Origin of the sequence: Sphingomonas sp. CFBP 13603 (assembly GCF_014892665.1) — a bacterium.
In the GTDB taxonomy this organism is placed as follows: Bacteria; Pseudomonadota; Alphaproteobacteria; order Sphingomonadales; family Sphingomonadaceae; genus Sphingomonas.
The window spans coordinates 1-23,838 of sequence record NZ_JADBIA010000005.1 but is presented as its reverse complement, the minus strand read 5'-3'; the positions used below and the strand labels follow the sequence as shown (position 1 = coordinate 23,838).

Here is a 23,838-nt window from a genome sequence, read left to right as displayed (position 1 = left end):
CGTCAGGATGACGACGAGGGGGCAGGACGCCCTGCCCCTCAAGCCGTCAGTGGTTATGCCGAGGCGTTTTTGCCGAAATCCCGCGATACTTCACTGCGAAGTCGAGCACGCCGCCCTCGGCGAGCTGCCCGGTCTTCTCGCGGTACAGTTCCTCCCACGGCGTATTGCTTTCGGGCACAGGGGGCAGCCCCTCGCCCTTGCGTCGTGCGATCTCGTCCGGCGCGACCAGCGCATCGCACGTGCCCGCGACCAGATCGATCCGCACCATGTCTCCCGTCCGGATCCACGACAGCCCGCCGCCGACCGCGCTCTCGGGCGAGACGTTCAGGATCGACGGACTGTCCGACGTCCCCGACTGCCGCCCGTCGCCGAGCGTCGGGAGTGCCAGCACGCCGCGCTGGATCAGCGCGTCGGGCGGCTGCATGTTGACGACCTCCGCCGAGCCCGGCCAGCCGATCGGCCCCGCGCCGCGGATCACCAGGATACAGCTCTCGTCGATGTCGAGCGCGGGATCGTTGATCCGGTGGTGATAATCGTCCGAGCCCTCGAACACGATCGCCCGCGCCTCGAACCGATCTTCCGCACCCGGCGTCGAGAGATAGCGCGCGCGGAACGCCGGCGAGATCACCGACGTCTTCATGATCCCGAAGTCGAACAAATTGCCCTTGAGCACCAGGAAGCCGGCGCGCTCCATCATCGGCGCATCGAACGGCTTGATCATCTCGCGATCGCGCGTCTCGCGGCCCGCAATGTTCTCGCCGATCGACCGCCCCGTCACGGTCAGGCAGCTCGTGTCGAGCTTACCGCCAGCGATCAGTTCGTGAAGCACCGCGGGCACGCCGCCGGCGCGGTGGAAGCGCTCGCCGAGATACTTGCCCGCCGGCTGCATGTTGACCAGCAATGGCAGGTCGTAGCCATGATCCGACCAGTCCTCCGGATACAGCGTCACGCCGGCATGCTGGGCCATCGCCATGATGTGCGGTTGCGCGTTGCTCGACCCGCCGATCGCGCTGACCACGCGGATCGCGTTGAGGAAGCTGTCGCGCGTGAGGATCTTCGATGGGCGCAGATCCTCATACGCCATCTCGACGATCCGCCGGCCGGTCTCGTACGCCATCTGCCCGCGTTCGCGGTACGGCGCGGGGATCGCCGCGCACCCGGTCAGCGACAGTCCGAGCGCCTCGGCGACCGCGTTCATCGTCGAGGCCGTGCCCATCGTGTTGCAATGCCCGGCCGACGGCGCGCTGTCGGTGGCGCGGTTGAGGAACTCCTCCTCGTCGATCTCGCCCGCGGCCAGCTTGCGCCGACTGCGCCAGATCACCGTGCCCGACCCGACCAGTTCGCCGTCATGCCAGCCGTCGAGCATCGGCCCGCCCGACAGCACGATCGCCGGGATATCGACGGTCGACGCCGCCATGATTCCGCTCGGCGTGGTCTTGTCGCACCCAGTGGTCAAAACCACCGCATCGATCGGATAGCCGTACAGCGTCTCGACCAAGCCGAGATATGCGAGGTTGCGATCGAGCGCCGCGGTCGGCCTGCGGCAATTCTCGAAGATCGGATGGACCGGAAACTCCATCGCGATGCCACCGGCGTCGCGGATGCCGTCACGCGTGCGCTTGGCCAGTTCGAGATGGATGCGGTTGCACGGGCTCAAGTCGCTACCCGACTGGGCGATGCCGATGATCGGCCGCCCCGAGCGCAGTTCCGCCGGAGTCAGCCCGTAATTCATGAAGCGTTCGAGATACAGCGCGGTCATGTCCGAGCGGGCGGGATCGGCGAACCAGTCGCGCGATCGGAACGGCTTCACCGGTACACGGTCCACTGCAAACTCTCCTAGACGCGGTCTGTTATCCGATGGGAGCGCTACCGCGACCACCGGGAGTCGGTCAAGCGCGCACGCTCGCGGGTGGGCGGCGGCGCGGTGCCGCATCCGACTGCCGCCGGACCAGCGTATAGTCGAGCACGACGTGGCCGTTGTGATCCTTGCCGCCGCCACGGCGATGCGAGATCGCCGCCACGAGCAGTTCGACCGCCGCGCGCGACATGTCCGCGATCGGCTGATGGATGGTGGTCAACTCCGGCCAGATCGTCGTCGCGAGCGCGCTGTCGTCGAACCCGCACACCGTCAAGTCGCCGGGCACGTCGAGCCCGCGACGATGCGCGACCGCAACGCTTGCCGCCGCCATGTCGTCGTTGCTCGCGAAGATCGCGGTCGGCGGGTCCTTCGCGTCGAGCAGTTGCTCCGCCCCGTCGAGCCCCGATCGATAGGTGAACAATCCGCCGACCACGAGGGAATCGTCGGCCGGCAGCCCGGCATCCGCCATCGCCGCCAGATAGCCCTGGTGACGCAGCTCGCTTGCCGTCTGGTTTGGATTGCCGATGATGAACCCGATTCGCGAATGCCCCAGTTTGACGAGATGTTCGGTCATCGCGCGTGCCGCCTCGAAGTCGTCGATCGTGACCGCCGCCGACCCGCTCGGCGGCGAGCCGGTCGCCACGACGACGGTCGGCACGCCGGCCTCCGTCAGCACGTCCAGCACGGCGCGTGAATCGCAGAGCGGTGGCGGCAGGATCACGCCGTCGATCCCGCTCTCGATCATGTGCCGTGCCACCTCGATCTCGTGATCGCCGATGTCGCATTTCTCGACGACAAGCTGCACGTCGCTGCGGCTCGCCTGTTCGAGGCTACCGACCAGGAACTCGCTGAGATAGGCCGAACTCGGATTGCTGTAGAGCAGCCCGATCCGCATCTGTCCGCCACCGGCAAGGCTGCGCGCGGCACGGTTCGGGGCGTAGTGAAGCGTCGCGATCGCGGCGTTGACCGCGTCCCGGGTCGCATCGCGCACCTTGGCCTCGCCGTTGATCACGCGCGATACGGTCATCGGCGAAACGCCGGCGAGCGCCGCGACGTCGGAAATAGTCGGTGCTCCGCTCCGGCGTCCGGTTGCGGTGCGCGGCTTGCGCGTGATGGTCCCCATCACCGACGTCTAGCAGGGGAATGCGGGATAATCAGCCTGCAATCGATATCATCGGGCACATCACCGTCGGAGCAAGCTTGGGTTGCGTGTTATCGCTCCCAACCTTACTTCATGGCCAGCATCATTCGCGGTCCTGCCCTCGATCGGCAGGACCGCTCCGAACGCCTGGAGATTTGACATGGACGGTACCTTCCCGATCGGCGCGCGCGCCGTAAGCAGCGACGTCACCTTCCTCGCGATCGATCCGTCGACCGACGCGAAGATCGAACCCGCCTTCGCCGTATCGAGCGAGGCCGATGTCGCCGAGGCGTGCAAGCTCGCCGAAGCAGCGTTCGATACCTTCCGCGAAACCGATCCCGAAACGCGCGCGAAATTCCTCGAGACGATCGCCGACGAGATCGAGGCGATCCACGAGCCGCTCGTCGCGCGTGCGATCCAGGAAAGCGGCTTGCCCCGCCCACGCCTCGAAGGCGAGCGCGGCCGTACCACCGGCCAGCTCCGCCTGTTCGCCAAGCATCTCCGCGCCGGCACCTGGGCCTCGGTCATCATCGACGAAGCACAGCCCGATCGTAAGCCGGCCCCCCGCTCCGACCTACGCCAGCGCCGCATCGCGGTCGGCCCGGTCGCGGTGTTCGGCGCCTCGAACTTCCCGCTGGCCTTCTCGGTCGCTGGCGGCGACACCGCGTCCGCACTCGCCGCCGGTTGCCCGGTCGTGGTCAAGGGCCACCCAGCGCATCCCGGCACGTCGGTGATGGTCGGCAAGGCGATCCAGGCCGCGGTCGCCAAGTGCGGCCTGCCCGAAGGCGTGTTCTCGCTGGTCCAGGGTCCGGCGAACGAACTCGGCGCAGCACTCGTCAAGGACGCGCGCATCAAGGCGGTCGGCTTCACCGGCTCGCGCGGCGGTGGTCTTGCGCTGGTCGCACTCGCCGCAGCGCGTCCCGAGCCGATCCCGGTCTATGCCGAGATGAGCAGCGTCAACCCCGTAATCCTGTTCCCCGCGGCGCTTGCGGCGCGCGGCGAAGCGCTCGGAAAGGCCTATGTCGGCTCGCTGACGATGGGCTCGGGCCAGTTCTGCACCAACCCCGGCATCGTCGTCGCGGTCGATGGCCCTGATCTCGACACCTTCGTCGAAGCAGCCGCGGCTGCGCTTGGCGAGGCTGCGCCACAGGTCATGCTGACCCCCGGCATCCATGCCAGCTACGACAAGGGCGTCGCCGCGCTTGCCGGTCACGATGCGGTCGAGACGCTCGCCCGCGGCACCGAGGCCGAGGGCGCAAACCGCGGTCGTGCGGCGTTGTTCTCGACCACCGGCAAGGCGTTCGTCGCCGACCCCGCGCTGTCGCACGAAGTGTTCGGGGCTGCCTCGATCATCGTCCGCTGCGCCGACCTCGCCGAGGTCCGCCAGGTTCTCGAACAGGTCGAGGGTCAGCTGACGATCACGCTGCAGATCGACGAAGGCGATTATGCCGACGCTGCGACGCTGGTGCCGGTGCTCGAGCGCAAGGCCGGTCGCATCCTCGCGAACGGCTGGCCGACTGGCGTCGAGGTTGCTCCTGCGATGGTGCATGGTGGGCCTTTCCCCGCAACGTCGGACCCGCGCACGACCTCGGTCGGTACGGCGGCGATCGAGCGCTTCCTGCGCCCGGTCTGCTACCAGGACCTGCCCGACGTACTGCTGCCGAAGGCGGTCAAGCACGACAACCCGCTGGGCCTGCCGCGCACCGAGGGCTGATCGACTCGAGAGTACGAGGAAGGTGGTGCCGTCGCAGGGCGGCCCCCTCTTCCTTGTTCTCCCGCGAAGGCGGGAGCCCAGTCTGGGTCCCCGCCTTCGCGGGGAAACATGCTTGGGGTCGAACGAATTTTACTGGCCACCATCCCGGCTTACCGGCCACCACCCCGGCGAAGGCCGGGACCCAGTTGGAAAGGTGGTTGTAACGAAGGGCAACGCTCCGTTAGCAACGTCCCCCAACTGGGCCCCGGCCTTCGCCGGGGTGGTGCTGGGAGGGTATGCCCGGATGGATGCGCGATCCGCCCCCTCCCCAAGCCCCCCTAATCATTGACACGCGCGCGCGCGATACTCACTAGTCCGGCATGACAACGCCTGACTCGTCGCGCACCATTTCCCTGCCCGCAGACCTCGGCAGCTACATCGACGAATTGACCGACGGAGGGCATGGCGACGCCGCCGCGATCGTCCGCACCGCGCTCCAACAGATGCGCGACCGCGACGCTGCCTCGGCAGCACCAGCGGAAATTCTGATCGGCGGCGGCGAATGCGGTATGCTCGTCCGCCAGCGCGACTGGAGCGCGACGTCGCTCGGCCCGATCGACTCGTGGCCCGCCGAACTCCGCGTCACGCTCGCCAACATCCTCAACTCGCCCGTCGCCAAGGTCGTGATGTGGGGGCCCGAGCACATCATGCTCTACAACGACAGCTACCGCGCCGTCGCAGGAGACCGCCACCCCGCCGCGCTTGGCAGCCCGGTCGCGACCGCGTTTCCCGAGGTGTGGGACTGGAACCGCGCGGTCCTCGAAGCAGGCTTGCGTGGCGAGACCATCGCCTACCGCGACCAGCCGATCCTGTTCCGGCGCCCCGACGGCCCGGAAACGCTGACGCTCGACCTGTTCTACACGCCTGTCTACTGCGCGGGCGGGACCGTCGGCGGCGTCCTGTGCACGATGGTCGACAATAGCGGCCGAGTCGAAGCCGAGCACCGCCTCGCCGCCAGCGAAGCCGAACTCCGCCGCGTCACCGACGCCGTGCCGATGCTGATCTCGTACATAGACCGCGACCACGTCTACCGTCTCGCCAACGCGCAATATGACGAATGGCTCGGCGTCGCGCCCGAGACGATGATCGGGAAGCCTGTCCGCGAAGTGCTCGGCGATACGGTCTACCAGGATCGTCGCCCTTCGTTCGAGCGTGCGCTTGCCGGCGAGAGCTTCATCGCGCAGACCGTCTTCCCGCACCGCGACGGCCGTCCGCGCCGCTCCGAATTCCGCTACGTTCCGCATGTCCAGGCGGACGGCTCGGTCGCCGGCATCTACGTGCTCGGGATCGACGTCGAGGATCGCGCCGAACGCGAGGCCGCACTCGGCATCAGCAACGGCCGCTTCCGCACCGCGATGGATGCGGTCCACGGCGTGCTCTGGACCAACAGCCCCGACGGCCGGATGATCGGCGAGCAACCTGGCTGGGCGACGCTCACCGGCCAGTCGATCGACGAATACCAGAATTTCGGCTGGGCCGACGCGATCCACCCCGACGACGTCGCATCGACGATCAAGGCGTGGACCACCGCCGTCCTGAACAAGTCGATGTTCGTGTTCGAACACCGCGTCCGCCGCCATTGCGGAGCTTGGCGAACGTTCGCGGTCCGCAGCCTGCCGATCCTCGATTCGGCCGGCGATGTCATCGAATGGGTCGGCGTCCACACCGACATCACGCACCAGCGCGCCGCCGAAGCGGCCTTGCGCGAACAGGCCGAAGCGCTTGCCCGCCAGGTCCGCCACCGCGAGCGCGCCGAGGATCAACTCCGCCAGCTCAACGAAACGTTGGAGGCGCGCGTTATCGCCGAGATCGGCGAACGCCGAGAGGCCGAAGCCAAGCTCGCGCAGTCGCAGAAGATGGAGACCGTCGGCAAACTCACCGGCGGCGTCGCGCACGACTTCAACAATCTGCTCCAGGTCGTCTCGGGCAATCTCCAGCTGCTCGGCAAGAACCTCGCCGGCAACGAGCGTGCGGAGCGCTGGGTCGCCAACGCGATGGCCGGCGTCACGCGCGGCTCGAAGCTCGCCTCGCAGCTGCTCGCGTTCGGGCGTCGCCAGGCGCTTGAGCCCAAGGTCGTCAACGTCACGCGGTTCGTACGCGGGATGGACGACATGTTGCGGCGCGCGATCGGCGAAGGCGTCGAGATCGAGACGGTGGTCGGCGGTGGCCTCTGGAACACCTTCATCGACCCCGCGCAGATCGAGAACGCGCTGCTCAACCTCGCGATCAACGCGCGCGACGCGATGGAGGGCCAGGGCAAACTCACTATCGAGCTCGGCAACGCCCACCTCGACGACGCCTATGCGCGCAGCCACGAGGAGGTCGAAGCCGGGCAGTACGTCCTGCTCGCGGTGTCAGACACCGGCAGCGGCATGAGCCCGGAAATCATCGAGAAGGTGTTCGAACCGTTCTTCTCGACCAAGAGCGAAGGCAAGGGCTCGGGCCTCGGCCTGTCGATGGTCTATGGCTTCGTCAAACAGTCCGGCGGGCATGTGAAGATCTATTCGGAGGTCGGCGAAGGCACTACGATCAAGCTCTACCTGCCGCGCGCGATGGAGAGCGAGGACGTCGAGGTCGTCGCCGATGCGGGGCCGATCTGCGGCGGCACGGAGACGGTGCTGGTGGTCGAGGACGACGACGAGGTTCGCACCACCGTCGTCGAACTGCTGACCGATCTCGGCTACAGCGTCCTGAAGTCGGTCGATGCGGCCAGCGCGCTCAACGTCGTCGAAAGCGGCGTGCCGATCGACATCCTGTTCACCGACGTGGTGATGCCCGGAACGCTGAAAAGCCCGGAACTCGCGCGCAAGGCGAAGGAGCGGCTGCCCAATCTCGTGGTGCTGTTCACGTCGGGCTATACCGAGAATTCGATCGTCCACGGCGGCAAGCTCGATGCCGGCGTCGACCTGCTGTCTAAGCCGTATTCGCGCGAGGCGCTGGCGCGGAAATTCCGCGAAGTGCTCGCCAATCGGCAACGCGGCGACACGCCTGCCGCGAAGAGCGCCCGCGATGCGCGGATCGAGGCGGAGCGACGGCTGGACGCGTCGGCACGGCGCACCGTCCTGCTGGTCGAGGACGACGAGATGATCCGCGCGAACACCGCCAAGATGCTGCAAGGCAGCGGCTTCGTGGTGGTCGACGCGGCGAGCGCGGAGGACGCGATGACCGCGCTTCAGACTGTGCCGATCGACGCGCTGGTGACCGACATCAACCTGCCCGGCGTGTCTGGACCGGACTTCGCCCGCACCGCGCGCGCGCTGCGGCCGGGTGTTGGGATCGTCTTCGCGAGCGGCGACACCGCGTCGGTTGAGGGCGATACGGATGCGATAATGCTGGAGAAGCCGTATGGGCTCGATGCGCTGACGGCGGCGGTGCTGGCATCGCTGGGTGAGACGGCGCTGGCGGAACCGCTTGCGGCGGACCGGGTGGACCCGGCGGAGTGAAGTAGGTCGAGAGTTTGACGACCCTCCCCAGTCAAGGGGAGGATCGTCGGAAGGACCACCTGTTTCCGCGAACATTCCTGAAGCTTAGCGCCGCGGCAAAGCCGCGTCGTCGGACGGGGCTTTTGGCCCCGCCGGCCGGGCGTGATGCCGGATCCGCGCCGGAGCTTTCGCTCCGGCTTGGGCATCACGCCGCGAACTGGTTCATCGTATTATGCGCGCCGCCAGCCTTCAGAGCCGCCTCACCCGCGAAATACTCCTTATGGTCGTCGCCGAGATCCGAGCCGGACATGTTCTGATGCTTCACGCAGGCGATCCCCTCGCGGATTTCCTTGCGCTGGACGCCCTTCACATAGCCGAGCATCCCCGCATCGCCGAAATACTCCTTGGCGAGATTGTCGGTCGAAAGCGCCGCCGTGTGATACGTCGGCAGCGTGATCAGATGGTGGAAGATTCCCGCCCGCTTCGCTGAGTCCGCCTGGAAGGTACGGATGCGTTCGTCTGCTTCGTCCGCGAGCTTGGTGCCGTCGTAATCGACACTCATCAACCGCGCGCGATCATAGGCCGAGACGTCATCACCCGCCGCCGACCAGGCATCGAACACCTGCTGGCGGAAGTTCAACGTCCAGTTGAAGCTTGGCGAGTTGTTGTAGACGAGCTTCGCGTTCGGAACGACCTCGCGGATGCGGTCGACCATGCCCGCGATCTGCTCGATATGCGGCTTCTCGGTCTCGATCCACAGCAGGTCCGCGCCGTTCTGTAGCGAGGCGATGCAGTCCATTACGCAGCGATCCTCGCCGGTCCCCGCGCGGAACTGGAACAGGTTCGACGGCAGGCGCTTGGGGCGCAACAGCTTGCCGTCCCGGTTGAGGATGACGTCGCCGTTCTGCGCGGTCGCCGGATCGATCTCCTCGCAATCCAGGTATGAGTTATACTGGTCGCCGAGGTCGCCCGCTTCCTTGCTGACCGCGATCTGCTTGGTCAGGCCGGCGCCGAGCGAGTCGGTGCGCGTGACGATGATGCCGTCCTCGACGCCGAGTTCGAGGAAGGCGTAGCGGCACGCGCGGACCTTCGCGAGGAAGTCCTCGTGCGGCACGGTGACCTTGCCGTCCTGGTGGCCGCACTGCTTCTCGTCGCTGACCTGATTCTCGATCTGGAGCGCGCAGGCCCCCGCCTCGATCATCTTCCGCGCGAGCAGATACGTCGCCTCCGCATTGCCGAAACCCGCATCGATGTCGGCGATGATCGGCACGACGTGCGTCTGGTGGTTCTCGATCGCGTTGAGCAGGCGCTGTTCCTCGATCGCGTTGCCCGCGGCGCGCGCGGCGTCGACGTCGCGGAACATCATGCCCAACTCGCGCGCATCGGCCTGACGGAGGAAGGTGTAGAGTTCCTCGATCAGCGCGGGAACGCTGGTCTTCTCGTGCATCGACTGATCGGGCAGCGGGCCGAATTCGCTCCGCATCGCCGCGACCATCCAGCCGGAGAGGTAAAGATACCGGCGGTCGGTGGTGCCGAAATGCTTCTTGATGCTGATCATCTTCTGCTGCGCGATGAACCCGTGCCAGCAACCGAGCGACTGCGTGTAGTGCGCCGGATCCGCGTCATAGGCCGCCATGTCCTTGCGCATGATCGCCGCGGTATAGCGCGCGATGTCGAGCCCGGTGGTGAACCGGTTCTGCAGCCGCATCCGCGCGACGGACTCCGGCGAGATCGCGTCCCACGTGCCGTTCTGGTCGGCGATGAGGTTGGACAACTGGGCGATGTGGGTCTGGTAGGTCACGGGCGATCCTCGTCTGCTGCTGCAATGATCGGCGTGTAGAGTTGTTGACACGAGTCTGGAGCTACAACCGCGCGAAATCGAGGTCGGCCTGTCACCGACGCGTAAATTTGCCTGTCGATGTGTAAACTTCGTTACACCGCGGATGCTGCTCGAGGCAGTTCCGTCATGACCCAAATCAAGATCCCCGAATGATCCGGTAATGACCGGAACATTAGCGCGCTCGGTACAGTTGTTCGCTCAGTTCGGATCGTGCGGTCGAAGTTCTGGCAACGGCGACCGAACGATATCCGCCAAGGAGAGAAGATGATGAATCGCTTTTATACCGCAGCCATATTGATAGCATTGCCCGCTTACGCACTGTCTGCTCAGGCCCCGATCCCAGCCTCGACCTATGTCATGAAGGCGGGCGCAAGCGATCTGTACGAGAAGACATCGAGCCAGCTCGTCCTGGCGACGACGACGAATCCGAAGTTGAAGTCGTTCGCGCAGATGATGGTCACGGATCACACCAAGAGCACTGCCGACGTGAAGGCAGCGGCAACCGCGGCGCATGTCAAAGTCACCCCGCCCAAGCTCGATGCAGTCGGCGCCAAGAACGTCGCAGCGCTGCGTGCCGCCAAGGGTACCGCGCGTGACCGGCTTTACGTGACGCAGCAAAAGGCAGCGCATGAGAAGGCATTGGCGTTGCAGCAGGGCTATGCGGCAAATGGTACCGTCCCCGGCCTGAAGACGGTCGCGGCGGGGATCGTGCCGGTCGTCCAGACGCACATCACCGAACTGCAATCGATGTAACGCAGGTCGTACGACATCGACGGCGTCCGCGTTGGTACGCGGGCGCCGTTCGACGTTTCATCGTTTAGCCGTCTGGAAAGCGGATCGTTCCACGGCTAGGCGTGCGACATGGACACCGATATCGCCATCGCCCGCAGCGTCGCACTGCGCCCCATCGCCGCCATCGCAGACGGCCTCGGGATTCCGGATGCGGCGATCGAGCCCTATGGTCGGTTCAAGGCGAAGATCTCGCTCGACTGGCTCGAAACGCGCGAGAAGGGCAAGGGCGGACGCCTGATCCTGGTCACCGCGATCAATCCGACTCCGGCCGGCGAAGGCAAGACCACCACCTCGATCGGTCTCGCCGACGCGCTCCGCCATACCGGCCGCAAGGCGGTGCTGGCGCTTCGCGAACCATCGCTCGGGCCATGCTTCGGCACCAAGGGCGGCGCGACCGGGGGCGGTCGCGCGCAGGTCGCGCCGATGGAGGACATCAACCTCCATTTCACCGGTGATTTCCACGCGATCACCGCCGCCCACAATCTCCTCGCGGCAATGATCGACAACCATATCCACTGGGGCAACGCGCTCCAGATCGACGTCCGCCGCGTCGTCTGGCGCCGCGTGCTCGACATGAACGACCGCGCACTTCGCAACATCGTCCAGTCGATCGGTGGCGTCGCCAACGGCTATCCGCGCGAATCGGGCTTCGACATCACCGTCGCCTCCGAAGTGATGGCGATCCTCTGTCTTGCCAACGACTTGGCGGACATGGAGCGCAGGCTCGGCGATATCGTCGTCGCCTACACCCGCGACCGCTCGCCGATCACCGCGCGTGACCTGAAGGCGGACGGCGCGATGGCGGTGCTGCTCGCGGAGGCGATCAAGCCCAACCTCGTCCAGTCGCTCGAAGGCACGCCGGCGTTCCTCCATGGCGGGCCGTTCGCCAACATCGCGCATGGTTGCAACTCGGTGATCGCCACGCGCGCCGCCCTGTCGCTTGGCGATTACGTGGTGACCGAAGCGGGATTCGGTGCGGATCTTGGCGCGGAGAAGTTCTTCGACATCAAATGTCGTCAGGCGGGTCTCGCCCCCGACGCGGTCGTGATTGTCGCGACCGCCCGTGCGCTGAAAATGAACGGCGGCGTGGCGAAGGCTGACCTCGCGCAAGAGAATGTCGAAGCGGTTCGGCGTGGCGCGGTCAACCTCGTCCGTCACATCGAGAACATCCGCCAGTTCGGCGTTCCCGCAATCGTCGCGATCAACCATTTCTACACCGACAGCGACGCCGAGATCGCCGCTATCGTCGAGGCCGCCGCGCAGCACGGTTCGCGTGCGATCCTGTGCCGGCATTGGGCGGAGGGCGGCGCAGGCGCGGTCGAGCTGGCCGACGCGGTCGCCGAGATCTGCGAGACACATGGCGGCGGTTTCGCGCCGATCTACGGTGACGAACTCTCGTTGTTCGACAAGATCGACACCGTCGCCCGCCGCATCTACCGCGCCGAACATGCGGTTGCCGAGCCGAGCGTGCTGGCACAACTCAAGCGCTGGGAGAATGCGGGTTACGGCCACCTGCCCGTCTGCCTCGCCAAGACGCAGTACAGCTTCTCTACCGATCCGGCGTTGCTTGGCGCACCGACCGGCCACATCGTGCCGGTACGCGAAGTACGCCTCGCGGCCGGCGCCGGCTTCGTGGTCGCGATCTGCGGCGAGATCATGACGATGCCCGGCCTCCCGCGCGTGCCCGCGGCGGAGGCGATCCGCCTTAATGAGGACGGGCTGATCGAGGGGTTGTTTTAAGGCTGAATCCTCCCCCGCGAGGGGGAGGTGGCTGGCACTTGCCAGACGGAGGGGGAGGCACGCGGAACGACTGTTCCGTGTCCTCCCCTCCGTCACCTTCGGCAACACTTCCCCCTTGCGGGGGAGGATCAGAAGTTACCCGAACATCCGCTTCATCGATCGCTCGAGCATCACGAACTGCCACAAGGTCCGGCCATGCTCGACCCGGCCCATGCGGTGCTCATCGGCGATCCGCGCAATCGTCGCCATGTCGAACCACCCCGTCTCGCCAAGCGTGCGCGACTTAGCCAAAGCCGACGCCTCCCCAGCCAGCGTCTCGCGGAACCACGCGCTGATCGGCGTCACGAAACCCATTTTCTGCCGATAGAGGATCTCACGCGGCAGATACGGCTCCATCGCCTTCTTCATCAGCCATTTGCCCTCGCCGTGCCGCAACCGCATGGCCGCCGGCAGCGTCGCGCAGAACTCGATCAGGCGGTGATCGAGCAACGGCTCGCGCGCCTCCAGCCCGACCGCCATGCTGGTCCGGTCGACCTTGGTGAGGATGTCACCGGGCAGCCAGTGCTTAATGTCGGCATATTGCGCGCGGTCGATCGCATCGCGCGCCGGCGCGTTCGCCATCGTCGCGACGTAGCGGTCTTCGGCACGGTACCCACCGAGCGTGGCGCGGGCACCGGGTGTAAACAGGTGCGCGCGCAACTCGGGCGTGGTGACGCCGACCGATCGCGCATACGCCTCGCCGCCACCCTGCGCGAGCGCGAGCAACGTCGATTTCGCGCGCAGCGGACGCGGTGCCCAATCGGCTTTCGGATACCAGCGGCCAAGCGTCCCGAACACGTCCGCGCGCAAATGCGCCGGAAGCAGGCCGCGGACGCGCTCCTCTACGGACTGGAATTTGTAGCGACGGTAGCCGGCGAGCGCTTCGTCCGCGCCGTCGCCCGACAGCGCGACGGTGACGCTTTCGCGGGCCAGCGCGCAGACCTGGTACGTCGACAGCGCAGAGGCGTCGGCGAAGGGTTCGTCGAAGCTCGCGACGAGCGTGTCGATCAGCGATACGTCGCCCGACTGGACCACCCGCTCGCGGTGATCGGTGGCGAACCGGCGCGCGACGGTGGTGGCGAAGCCGCGCTCGTCATGCCCGGCTTCGTCGAAGCCGATCGTGCAGGTGCGGACCGCCTTGGGGCTCGCCTCGGCCATCAGCGCGACCACCGCAGAGCTGTCCACCCCGCCCGACAGGAATGCGCCGAGCGGCACGTCGGCGACCATCCGCGAGCGTACGCCCGCGCGCATCCGGTCGACCAGTTCCTCGCCGAGTGCCTTTGCAGAGCCGGTCGCGCGGTTGGAGAAATCGATGTCCCACCATTTACGCGGTTGCCGCACCGCGCGACCGCGCTCGACCAGCAGGAAATGCCCCGCCGCCAGCTTCTTCACGCCGGCGACGATGCAGGAATCATCGGGGACGTAGCCCAGCGCAAGGTAATCCTCGACTGCGCTCAAATCGGGCACGCGCCGGAGTTGCGGATGCGCGAGCAGGCCCTTCAGTTCGGACGCGAAGGCGAGCGAGCCGTCGGCGAGCTCGACGTAATAGAGCGGCTTCACGCCCATCCGGTCGCGCGCGAGGAACAGCGTGTGCGCGGCGGAATCGTGGATCCCGAACGCGAACATGCCGTTCAACCTGTCGAGCATTGACGGCCCCCAGGCGCGCCAGGCGTGGAGCAGGACTTCGGTATCGCCCGTCGTCCGGAAGATCGCCCCCTTGGCGATCAGTTCGTCGCGCAGTTCGGCGAAATTATAGACTTCGCCGTTGTAGGTGATCGTCAGCGTACCGTCGGACATCGGCTGCGGCGAGCCTTCGAGGTCGATGATCGACAGCCGGCGGTGGCCGAGCCCGACGCCCGGCGCGGTCCAGATACCGTCGCCGTCGGGGCCCCGATGCGCCAGCGCGGCGATCATCGCATGGACGCGATTGGGGTCGACCGGCTTGGGCGTACCCGGGTGGAAGATCCCGGCGATGCCGCACATCTAGCGCATCCCCGCGGCATGATCGGCGACCGTACCGATCGGCCCCAACGCGGCGAGGAAGCGCGCGATCGGACGCGGGTCGGCGCCCTCGACCGACAGGTGGATCGCCACCGCACGTTGCGGACCGCCGAGCAGCCGCGCCTTCATCGTCTCGATCTTCACCAGCGTCTCGTCCTGCGTGGTCGTGTCGCCGACCCGGTACCACGTCGCGACGATCCGCTCTACGGGGCCCGGCGCGGTGATCCGCATCGCCGAACCGCCCGAAATCGCGGGCAGGGTCTCGACCCGGACCCAGCGGTCCTCCTGCCGCAGGACCCCCGTGCCATAGGCGATCAGCTCCTTGCCTTCATGCTGGCTACCGAACACGGCGATACTCACGTCGACGGTCACGCCCGACGCGTCGGCGTAGCGACCGAACAGATAGTGGTCGGCGCCGGGGTAATAGGGCGTCCAGGGCGCGCGCGTGCTGACCGGGACGCGGTGCCAGCCGGCAATGTCGGGGAGATCGATATGCGCGGGCAGCGCCTGCTGACGACTCGCGATCGCCGCGCTCCACAGCGGGAAGACCGCGACCGTCGCAAGCGCGAGCGCGGTAGCGACCGGGAGGTCTATGCGGTGACGGGGTGTCGCCTGGAGCGTCGCCGGATCGAACGCGGGATCATCGGGCGCGCGATCGAACCAGCGCCAGCCGATCGCCAGCACGCCCGCCATGACCAGCGCGAAGAAGACCCAGCCATAGACGATATGATCGAGGCCCGTCGCAGCCTCGACCGACGTCAGGTCCGCCGCCCAGATCGTCCCGAACGCGCGAAAGCCGTTGGCGATGACGGGCACGACGACCGAGACCACGAGGAACACTGCGCGGCGCTTCCACGACACGAAGCTTAGGTTGGCGACCAGCACGCCGAACGCGACCATCGCGATGACGAACTTGGCGCCCGAACACGCTTCGGCAACCTCGAAATAATAGCGACCGGCATGGATCAGCACGCCGTCGACCACCGCCGGCACGCCGACGACATGGAGCAACGGCATCACGATCGCGACTGTGATGGTCTGCAACGGAGGTTCGAGGCCTTCGCCGAACGGCACGAGGAAGAACGCGTAGCCGAGCGGAAACAGGAGCCCGCGCGCGACGTTGGGCCCGAGGATCGTGACCACCGTGCCTTGCAGCATCATCACGAGTCCGAGCTGGCGCGCGAAACCGACCGAGGCGGCGTCGCCCATCAGCCAGCCGAACCCGCCGATCGCGATCAGCGCGAGGCCAGGCCACCACCCCGTCGGCGTGAGTTGCGCGAGTTCCGCGCGGCGTTGCCAGACGAGCCAGGCAATCACCGGGCCGATGAACAGGCAATGCCCGAACGTCGTGCTGTTCCACCAGATATGCGCGAGATCGCGCACGTCGCTGCGGAACGTCAGCAGGATCAGGACGAACGCGACCGCCAGCGCGATACCGTGCCGGCGCCACGCGGTCATGCAGACAGACCGAGCAGCGCGTCGAGCGGTGCGAGACGCGCGTCCCAGCCATAGTGGCGGATGACTTGCGCCCGGGCAGACTCGCCGAGCCGCGCTGCGTCCTCGGGGGCTTCGAGCAGCGCGATCACCTTGGCGGCGAACCCGGCGGCGGTCTCGGCGACGCGGATCGTACCGGCGTGGTCGATGCCCTCGGCGGCGGCGGCGGAGGCGACCACGGGACGCGCCATCGCCATCGCCTCGAGCACCTTGTTCTGGATCCCGCGCGCGAGTTTGAGCGGCGCGACGCAGACGTCCGCAGCGGCAAGCCAGCCGCGGACGTCGTCGACTGCGCCGGTGACGGTGACGTGGTCGCTCGCCAGTGCCTGCACGGCCGGCGTGGGTGCGCGGCCGACGATCGCGAACTGCACGGGACGGTAGCGGCAAATCAGCGGGAGGATGTCGCGTGCGAACCAGGTTACCGCATCGATATTGGGGCGGTAGTCCATCTGGCCGGTGAAGACGATGGAAGGAAAGTCATAGGCCTCGCTCATCCCCTCCCCCCCGGCGAAGGCCGGGGTCCAATTGGGGGACGTCGAAAATCGAGGTTTGCGCGTCGTTACTGCAACCTCACCAATTGGGCCCCGGCCTCCGCCGGGGAGGTGACCAATTGCGAGGTTGAGGTCGCTCGCCGCAGGGTCAAAATTCGCGGAGTCGATCCCGTTCTCGACAGCTAGGACGCGGCCGCCCGCACAGCCCGCGCGAAACAGTGCCGCTTCGGCCTCGCTGACGAACAGGCTCGCAGAGACCCGTGACGCAATCTCCCGCTCGAAAGCCCCCAGCAGGCGGGCCTCGCGGCGCATCATCCACCGCATCGGGCCACGCGCCTCCTCGGCGAAGCCCGCGAACTTGGCGGAGTCCATGTCGACGAAATCCATGACGACCGGTGGCCCGCCAGCCGGCAGATACTGCGCCATCTGACCCGAGAAACAATAGACGCCGCCGACCTGCGGCACGACCCGATCGAAAGCGGCCTGCATCGCCGGATGCGCGAACGCGGTCAGCGATACCGGCTTGCCGGTGGCGAGCGCTTCGATGGCGGCACGCGTCTGTGACTTCGCGCGCGGAATGATCGTGCAGCTCGCCAGCAGGTCGGTGAACACAGCAGGCGGATCGAAGTCCGCCTCGTCATCGGCAAACGCCACCAGATGCACCGGCGTGCGCTGCGCCAGATACTGCAGGATATGGAAGCTGCGGATCTTGTCGCCGCGGTCGGGCGGAAACGGCACGCGGTGCGCGAGGAAGAGCAGGCTCACCCCAGCCCTCGGGATATCCACGGCCCTGCTGCGGTCGCCGCCCACAAGGGAAGCTTTTTCCACGTCCGCACCATCAGCGCGTATTTCGGATTGAGCGGGTTCACTTCGCGCGCGGGACCGCTGCTGCGCTTGGCGTAAAGCCGCGGCTCGGGCGTGAAGCCCCAGTTCTTCTTGAACGCCGCCGCCCCCGTCCCCGTCTTCGAACGCCCGAAGTCGAACCGCGTGCAGCCGCGCGCCCGTGCATGCGCCATCAGCGCGAAATACATCCGGTCATTGGCGCGAAGTCCCCGCGCCGCGTCGGTCCCGCCGCCCCAATAGGGGTAGACCGTACCGTTGAAATACAGGCTCAGGACGCTGGCGACCGCCCTGCCTTCATGCCGGATGGTGAGAACATCCGCATCCATCGCGCTGGCAACGCTACGAAAGAGCTTTGCGGGAAATACTGGCGTACCGAGATTGCGGACCGATTCCGCATAGACCCGGTAGTGCTCGGCAAGTAGTTTCCGATCGTTGCCCGTGACGATCTCCAGGTCGAATCCGAGCGCACGGCGGACTTCGGCGCGCTGCTTCCGCGGGATGGCGAGCAGTTCGGCATCGTCGTCCGCCGCCAGATCGCGCGCGAAACCGAGATAGCTGCCGTCGTCGCTATCCCAGCCGTTCGGCGCAACCCCGCCACGCAGTTCGACCGACGGGCATCCGATGCGCAGCGCAAGGTTCCACGCGCCAGCGGCAAGCGGTTCGACCGCTCCCCCAAGCACGCCACCATCGACGCCAAACCCGGTCGACACCAGCGCACGCCCGAACAACGGCGAGCGCATCTCGGTCAGTGGCAGCACGCCGACGATCGCGCTACCGGCCTCGGACACGAGATACCGCGCGCGCTGGCCGCATCCGTCCTGCACCGCACGGCTCCACGCCGGCAGGTGGAACGGCGTCGCGCCCTCCGTCGCGTCGACGAACGCCGTGATCCGCGCGCACTCGCCCGCATCGCGAAGGTCCGCCTCGCGCACGCCGACGGGCATCGGTGCGGTCACGCCAGCCGGGCCGCTTCGCGCGCGACGACCGCATCGACGCGGCCCCATTGATGACGACCAAGCAACCCGCGCAACTTGCCCGCCATCGCGCCAAGCCGCGAATAATGGCGGATCTTGGACCGCATCGGTGCCTGCTCGACGCGCGGCTGCGACGGGTCGATCTCCCACGGGTGGAAGTAGAACATCGCCGGCCGGTCTTCGCGGTTGACCTGCCGCACGGCGAAATCGGTGATCGCAGCGGGCAGCAGCCGAAAGAACCCGCCCCCGGTGGCAAGCTTGCGCTCACCGAACTTGGCGACCGTCACCGGAACCTCGATCAGCGCGCTGTCCGCAAGCGGCTTGAAACCGTAGCGCGGAGCATCGAGCCAGCCGTAATGATCGTGCTTCACCGGCGCGACGCTGGAGGAATAGGCATAGCCCGCCTCCGCCAGCTCGACATGCGCCCAGGGCGTCCGCTGGTCGATCGAGAAACTCGGCGCACGATAGCCGGTGACCTTCGCCCCCGCCGCATCCTCGATCGCGGTCCGTGCCCGCACGAGGTCAGCGCGAAACACCTCAGGCGTCATCGTGAACACGCGCTGGTGGTCCCAGCCATGGCTGGCGATCTCGTGCCCCGCATCGACGATCCGCCGGATCAGCGCCGGATAGCGGTGCGCAACCCAGCCCAGCGTGAAGAAGGTCGCCTTCGTCTCCCGTTCGGCGAACAGCGCCAGGACCGCATCGGTGTTCGCCTCGACGCGTGGCTGGAGCGAATCCCAGTCCGCCTTGTCGATGACCTTCTCGAACGCGCCGACCTGAAACCAGTCCTCGACGTCGACCGACATGCCGTTGAGAACAGTCATTTACGCTGCGTCGTGCCAGGCCGTCACACCGCGGATCGGTGCATATTCCGGCTTGTCGTCGTCACTCTCGATCCAGTCGACCAGCAGCGTCAGCACGCGACGAAGCGCCTTGTCCTGCAACTCGACACGCGCTTCGAGCGCAGCGATGCGGTCCGCGATCGCGGGATCGGTACGCTCCGCCTCCGCCACCGGCGTCGGCTTTGCGATGGACTCGGCGGTACCGGAGACGGGCGCGGACGCAGCGGCGCCCTTCCCCGTATCGGTCGCCAGCATCGGCAGGTCGCCTTCCAGGTCACGCTGTACCGACTGTACGACCGCAGCATCGATGACCGTCAGATCCTCGATCGCCGCATACAGCATGACGCGACCCGCGAGCAGGTTCAGCCGCCGCGGAACGCCTGCCGACCCTGCGAAAAACGCGGCAAACGCATCGTCGGCAAAGTCGGGATTGCCCGTCCAGCCGACCACGGACAGCCGGTGCGCAAGATACTCGGAGACCTCGTGCTCCTCCATCGGATCAAGGTGGTGGATCGCGATGACGCGCTGGCGCAGCTGTTCGAGCCGCTCAGACCCGTGCAGCCGATCGCGGAATTCTGGCTGGCCGAGCAGGACGATCTGCAACAGCGCATGGCCGCCAGCCTGGAAGTTCGACAGCATCCGCAATTCTTCGAGCGCCGATACCGGCAGAGCCTGCGCTTCGTCGACGATCAGCAGCGTCCGCTTGCCGGTCCGCGCCACGGCGTGCAGCCCGCGCTCGATCGCGGTCAGCAGTTCGGCCTTTGTCAGCCCGGCAGGATCGACCTGCAATTCGGTCGCGACGATCCGCAACAGGTCGTCCGCCTCGATCGCGGTCGACACCAGCTTGATCGCGTTCAGCCGCTGGTGATCGATCGTGTCCATCAGGTGACCGACCAGCGTCGTCTTGCCCGCGCCGATATCGCCGGTGATCACGATGAAGCCCTCGCCCTGCGCCAGGCCATAGCCGAGATACGCCATGGCCTTGCGGTGCGTGGCCGTCTCGAACCAGAATTTGGGATCGGGGGTCAGCTGGAACGGCCGACCCGTCAGTCCATAATGTTCGTCGTACATCTGCTGCTCGCCTTCAGAACTGGTACCGCGCGCCGATCAGCGCCTGCGCCGACCACTCGCTGTCGAAATCACCGACCTTGAAGCTGTAAAGCCCGAGCGACGCGGTTGTGCCGAGTCGCCCGAAATTGTGGTAGTATGTACCCGTCGCCCCGTACGACCATACGCCGTCGTCACCAGAAACGTCTTCAGGGGCGATATTGGCCACGCCGGGATCATAATAATTGGCAAACAGGTCGGCGTTGACGCCCGAGGCCTGCGTCAACGAGCGCTGGTAGAACAGCTGCCCGTAATAGCTCTGATCCTCGATACCGGTGACGACGATGCCCGGCGCGAAATTGGGCGCGTACAGCTTGCGATTAGCATAGCCGAGGCCGGCACCGAAGGTCGATCGGCCACGGGTCGCGACGATCACGCCGTCGACGCCGCGCGCACGGTAGCTGGCGGTCGAGATCGACTGGAACACGTCGTTGAGGCAGCCGCCAGGCGCCGCGCCCGTGGTACCGAACACGCATCCGTTGAACTGCTGGCCAAAGCCCTGTTGCTGGCCGGTCAGGAAGCTGGTCGGCAGATTGCCGATGCCGGTGCGGAGTTGGCGCCCAAAGGTCTGCACGCCGTCATAGACGTTGACTGAGAGCCCAACCGATTGCGACGCCTGATACGTCGCCGTGCCGGTATAGCTGAGCGAGCCGTAGCGCTTGCCGACATGCGCCTCGACCGAGGTCCGGCGATTGGGCCGCCAGATCACGCCCGCGTCGTAATAGACCCCGTCGGTACGGTAGGCGATCCGTCGCGGCGACGCTGCGTTGGTGATGAACCGGCCGTCGCGGTCGAGCACCGGCGTACCGGTCGCGTCGACGACCGCGTCCTTCTGGCTCGTCTCGATCGTCTCGTAGCCGACGCCCGCGGTCAGCGCGACATAGGGCGATATCGGCTGGAGTATGTCGCCGCGGCCGTAATAACCTTCGTAGCGTTGTTTGAGTTGGCTTGCGGTCTCGCGGTCATACGCGCCGCTGAGCGTGATGCCGAACGGCGCGATGCTGCCGGGTGCGACGGTCGCGCTGGCGGTGGCGGTGTTGCCGATCGAATCGTCATAATAATCGAGCCGTCGTCCGCCCACCGCGGTATCGCCGAAGGTCGGCGTCTCGACCTTGGTATAGCCGAGGCGGTAGTTCGCGTTGAACACGACCGGGCCGAAGGTGTCGGTGAAGCTCGGGCCGGCGAAGACCGAATAGAGCTGGCTGACGTTGTCCACGTTGCCGACGAGCAAGCCGGGCGCTGCGCCACGGATGTCCGAGCGCGCGCGCGTGGCGATGCCGGCGGCTTCGAGCGTCAGGTTGCGCGTGACGCGGGCGTCGACGCGCGCGAGGCCGGAATGGATATCCTGGTCGCCGAGGTCGTCGCCCCAGCCGAAGCGGCGCTCGTACCGATAGCTGAGCTGCCCCGAAACACGCTGAGTCTCGATCGCGGCATCCACGCCCGCCGCAAGGCTGGTGTAGGTCAGCACGTCGCCACCGTTCAGATCGGCATACAGCGTCTGGCTGGCCTCGATATACGGGTTGATGGTGACGCGACGCGCGGCCTGCGCCGCAGCGGGCGCCGCGAGCAGCGTTGCCAGCACGGCGGTGCCGCCTGCCAGCGCGAGTGCGCGGGTCGTCAGCCTGGTTGGCTGGGTCATCATCAGGCCTCCTGGCCGTAATAGCTGCCGAAGCGCGCGCCGCCCTGGACGAAGGATACCGCGTTGAGGACGAGCTGGATATGCTCGCACCCGTCGAGAAGATTGACCGCGGCGCGCAGTTCGTTTTCGGGCGTGCGATCGGCGCGGACGACGAGCATCACCTGCCCGACGCGCATCGCCAGCACGGCGGCAGGCGAGGCCGCGAGCGCGGGCGGCGAATCGAAGATGATGACACGGCGCGGGTTCGCCTCAAGCAGCCGCGCGATCACTGCCTTGGTGCGCGCGCTGGCGAGCAGTTCGGTGTCCATCGTCGTCTTGGTCCCGGCGGGCAGGATCGACAGATGCGCCACGTCGGTCTGGATCACGAAGTCTTCGACATCCACGCGCACGTCGCTCAGCGCATCGAGCAGGCCGGGGCCATCGGCGAGCCCGAGCTGCTTGACGACATCGGGCTTGGCGACGTCGGCATCGACCAGCAGCACTTCGGTATCGCGCTCGGCGGCGATCGAGAGCGCGAGGTTGACCGCGCAGAACGTCTTGCCGTCGCCCGGACGGGCCGAGCACACCAGGATCATCCGCGCCTTGTCGGGGCTGTCGCTTTCGGCGATGCGCGTGCTGGAGATCAGCAACTGGCGCTTGATCAGCCGGAATTCCTCGGCGAGCGGGCCGACCGGTGCGCCGGGCACGATCATGCCGTTGCCTGCGAGCATCCCGCGGTCGATCCGCGCGGTGTCGCCCGTCTCTTCGGGAAAGTAGAACTCGTCCGGCAGTTCGTCGCCGATCGGCGCGCGCAGCTCCTCGGGGATAGCAAGGAACGTCGGATCGGTGAACTCGTGCGACGGCGCGAAGATCGGTTCGCGCGCGGCAGCAGCGACCGGTGCCGTGGTAGGAGCGGCAGCGGGCGTCTCGACTACTGACGTCTCGACCACTGGCGTCTCGACCACGGGCGCTTCCGGCACCACGACACCGCGTGCGCGCGCATGTGCGCCGAAATCATACACCTTGGCCGCACGTTCGAGCAGCGAGGGTTCGCGGACGGGTTTGGTCACGGTCATGCCCCCTTTATGCCGCCAGCCCGCGCTGAAGGATTTCCACCCCCAGCAACAGGACATAGGCGGCGCCCAGCGCGGCGGTACCGCCCAGGAACATCGTCAGTTTGCGGCGACGCTGGCTCGATTGCACGCGAGTCACGACTTCGCCGATCGAGCCGATCACCGGCATCCCCGCCGCCTTTTCGAGCCGCGAGGTCGTTGGGAACGTCGTCCGCAACTGGCCCATCGCGAACGCCGCACCGATCCCCGCGCCGAGCCCTGCGATCAGCACGCCCGACAGCAGCAGCATCCGGTTGGGTGCGCTGGGCGTGCGCGGCATCGTCGGCGGATCGATCACGCTGAACTTCACATGATCGTTCTGCGACTGCGCCTGACCGACCAGCGCAGTCTGCTCGCGCTGTCGCAGCAACGCGTCATACTGATCCTTGAGCACCTGATAGTCGCGATCGATCGCCCCTTGCTCGGCGGCAACCTCGGGATCGCCCGACAGCTTCGAATTGAGCAGGTCGAGGTCGCCCTGCAACTGGCTCTTCCGCATGCGAAGCGAGGCGACGGTAGCCTGGCGATCCGCGACCATCGACTGTAGCGACGCGTAGAGCGGGTTCTGCGCGTTCCCGGCCGCCGCACCGCCCGACAGGGGCTCGCTGCGTGCCGCCGCGGTCGCCGCCGCGAGCTGGCTCTTCAGCGCGATCACGTCGGGATGGTTCTCGGTATAGCCCCGCGCCCGCGCATCGGCGAGCTGCCCCTGGATCGCCTGCAACCGCGCCCGCGCCGGCCCGGCCGCGCCTGCGACGCCACCAGCGCCCGGCA

Annotated in this window: 16 protein-coding genes; 4 read left to right on the top strand and 12 right to left on the bottom strand. The window is 66.9% G+C overall.

Annotated elements, in window-relative coordinates:
* Positions 1-46: 46 nt before the first annotated feature.
* Together IFR23_RS09780 and IFR23_RS09775 are read right to left on the bottom strand one after the other, a co-directional pair.
* Complete coding sequence (locus IFR23_RS09780; RefSeq protein ID WP_192975734.1) at positions 47-1,825, bottom strand: dihydroxy-acid dehydratase; 1,779 nt, start codon at positions 1,823-1,825, stop codon at positions 47-49.
* 64 nt (positions 1,826-1,889) lie between these two features.
* Complete coding sequence (locus IFR23_RS09775; protein ID WP_192975733.1) at positions 1,890-2,981, bottom strand: LacI family DNA-binding transcriptional regulator; 1,092 nt, start codon at positions 2,979-2,981, stop codon at positions 1,890-1,892.
* A 178-nt stretch (positions 2,982-3,159) separates the two neighbouring features.
* Between IFR23_RS09775 and IFR23_RS09770 the strand changes: the two genes are divergently transcribed.
* Positions 3,160-4,713 carry an aldehyde dehydrogenase (NADP(+)) gene (locus IFR23_RS09770; protein WP_192975732.1) on the top strand — a complete coding sequence of 518 codons (1,554 nt, stop codon included), beginning with the start codon at positions 3,160-3,162 and terminating at the stop codon, positions 4,711-4,713.
* A gap of 359 nt (positions 4,714-5,072) precedes the next feature.
* Positions 5,073-8,195 (top strand): PAS domain-containing protein, encoded by a 3,123-nt coding sequence (locus tag IFR23_RS09765; RefSeq protein WP_192975731.1) that lies wholly within the window; start codon positions 5,073-5,075, stop codon positions 8,193-8,195.
* Positions 8,196-8,379: 184 nt separating this feature from the next.
* On the opposite strand, the gene IFR23_RS09760 is transcribed toward IFR23_RS09765, so the two are convergent.
* Positions 8,380-9,975: an isocitrate lyase gene (locus tag IFR23_RS09760; RefSeq protein WP_192975730.1), complete on the bottom strand. Its 1,596-nt coding sequence runs from the start codon at positions 9,973-9,975 to the stop codon at positions 8,380-8,382.
* A 303-nt stretch (positions 9,976-10,278) separates the two neighbouring features.
* Here IFR23_RS09760 and IFR23_RS09755 point away from each other — a divergent pair, with 303 nt between their 5' ends.
* Both IFR23_RS09755 and IFR23_RS09750 read left to right on the top strand, forming a co-directional pair.
* Entirely contained in the window at positions 10,279-10,767 is a 489-nt protein-coding gene (locus IFR23_RS09755; protein ID WP_244655580.1) for a DUF4142 domain-containing protein, read from the top strand.
* Positions 10,768-10,875: 108 nt separating this feature from the next.
* Positions 10,876-12,546, top strand: coding sequence for a formate--tetrahydrofolate ligase (locus IFR23_RS09750; RefSeq protein ID WP_192975729.1), 1,671 nt, complete (start codon positions 10,876-10,878; stop codon positions 12,544-12,546).
* Between the two features lie 135 nt (positions 12,547-12,681).
* Here IFR23_RS09750 and IFR23_RS09745 read toward each other — a convergent pair whose 3' ends face one another.
* The 9 genes from IFR23_RS09745 to IFR23_RS09705 all read right to left on the bottom strand — a co-directional run.
* Positions 12,682-14,568 carry an XrtA/PEP-CTERM system amidotransferase gene (locus IFR23_RS09745; RefSeq protein WP_192975728.1) on the bottom strand — a complete coding sequence of 629 codons (1,887 nt, stop codon included), beginning with the start codon at positions 14,566-14,568 and terminating at the stop codon, positions 12,682-12,684.
* A complete protein-coding gene (xrtA, locus tag IFR23_RS09740; RefSeq protein WP_192975727.1) occupies positions 14,569-16,044 on the bottom strand; it encodes an exosortase A in 1,476 nt (491 codons plus the stop codon).
* On the bottom strand, positions 16,041-17,336 hold the full coding sequence (locus IFR23_RS20190) for a glycosyltransferase (RefSeq protein WP_342344923.1): 1,296 nt from the start codon (positions 17,334-17,336) through the stop codon (positions 16,041-16,043). Before IFR23_RS20190 ends, xrtA begins: the two co-directional genes overlap by 4 nt.
* Positions 17,333-18,370 carry a FemAB family XrtA/PEP-CTERM system-associated protein gene (locus IFR23_RS09730; protein ID WP_192975726.1) on the bottom strand — a complete coding sequence of 346 codons (1,038 nt, stop codon included), beginning with the start codon at positions 18,368-18,370 and terminating at the stop codon, positions 17,333-17,335. The genes IFR23_RS20190 and IFR23_RS09730 overlap by 4 nt, the downstream gene beginning before the upstream one ends.
* Positions 18,367-19,212: an XrtA system polysaccharide deacetylase gene (locus IFR23_RS09725; protein ID WP_244655579.1), complete on the bottom strand. Its 846-nt coding sequence runs from the start codon at positions 19,210-19,212 to the stop codon at positions 18,367-18,369. The genes IFR23_RS09730 and IFR23_RS09725 overlap by 4 nt, the downstream gene beginning before the upstream one ends.
* A complete protein-coding gene (locus IFR23_RS09720; protein WP_192975725.1) occupies positions 19,213-20,301 on the bottom strand; it encodes an ExeA family protein in 1,089 nt (362 codons plus the stop codon).
* Between the two features lie 13 nt (positions 20,302-20,314).
* A complete protein-coding gene (locus tag IFR23_RS09715; protein WP_244655578.1) occupies positions 20,315-21,979 on the bottom strand; it encodes a hypothetical protein in 1,665 nt (554 codons plus the stop codon).
* Positions 21,979-23,031: an AAA family ATPase gene (locus IFR23_RS09710; RefSeq protein ID WP_192975724.1), complete on the bottom strand. Its 1,053-nt coding sequence runs from the start codon at positions 23,029-23,031 to the stop codon at positions 21,979-21,981. Before IFR23_RS09710 ends, IFR23_RS09715 begins: the two co-directional genes overlap by 1 nt.
* 7 nt (positions 23,032-23,038) lie before the next feature.
* Positions 23,039-23,838: GNVR domain-containing protein (locus IFR23_RS09705; RefSeq protein WP_274599175.1), on the bottom strand; the 800-nt coding region annotated here is incomplete at its 5' end.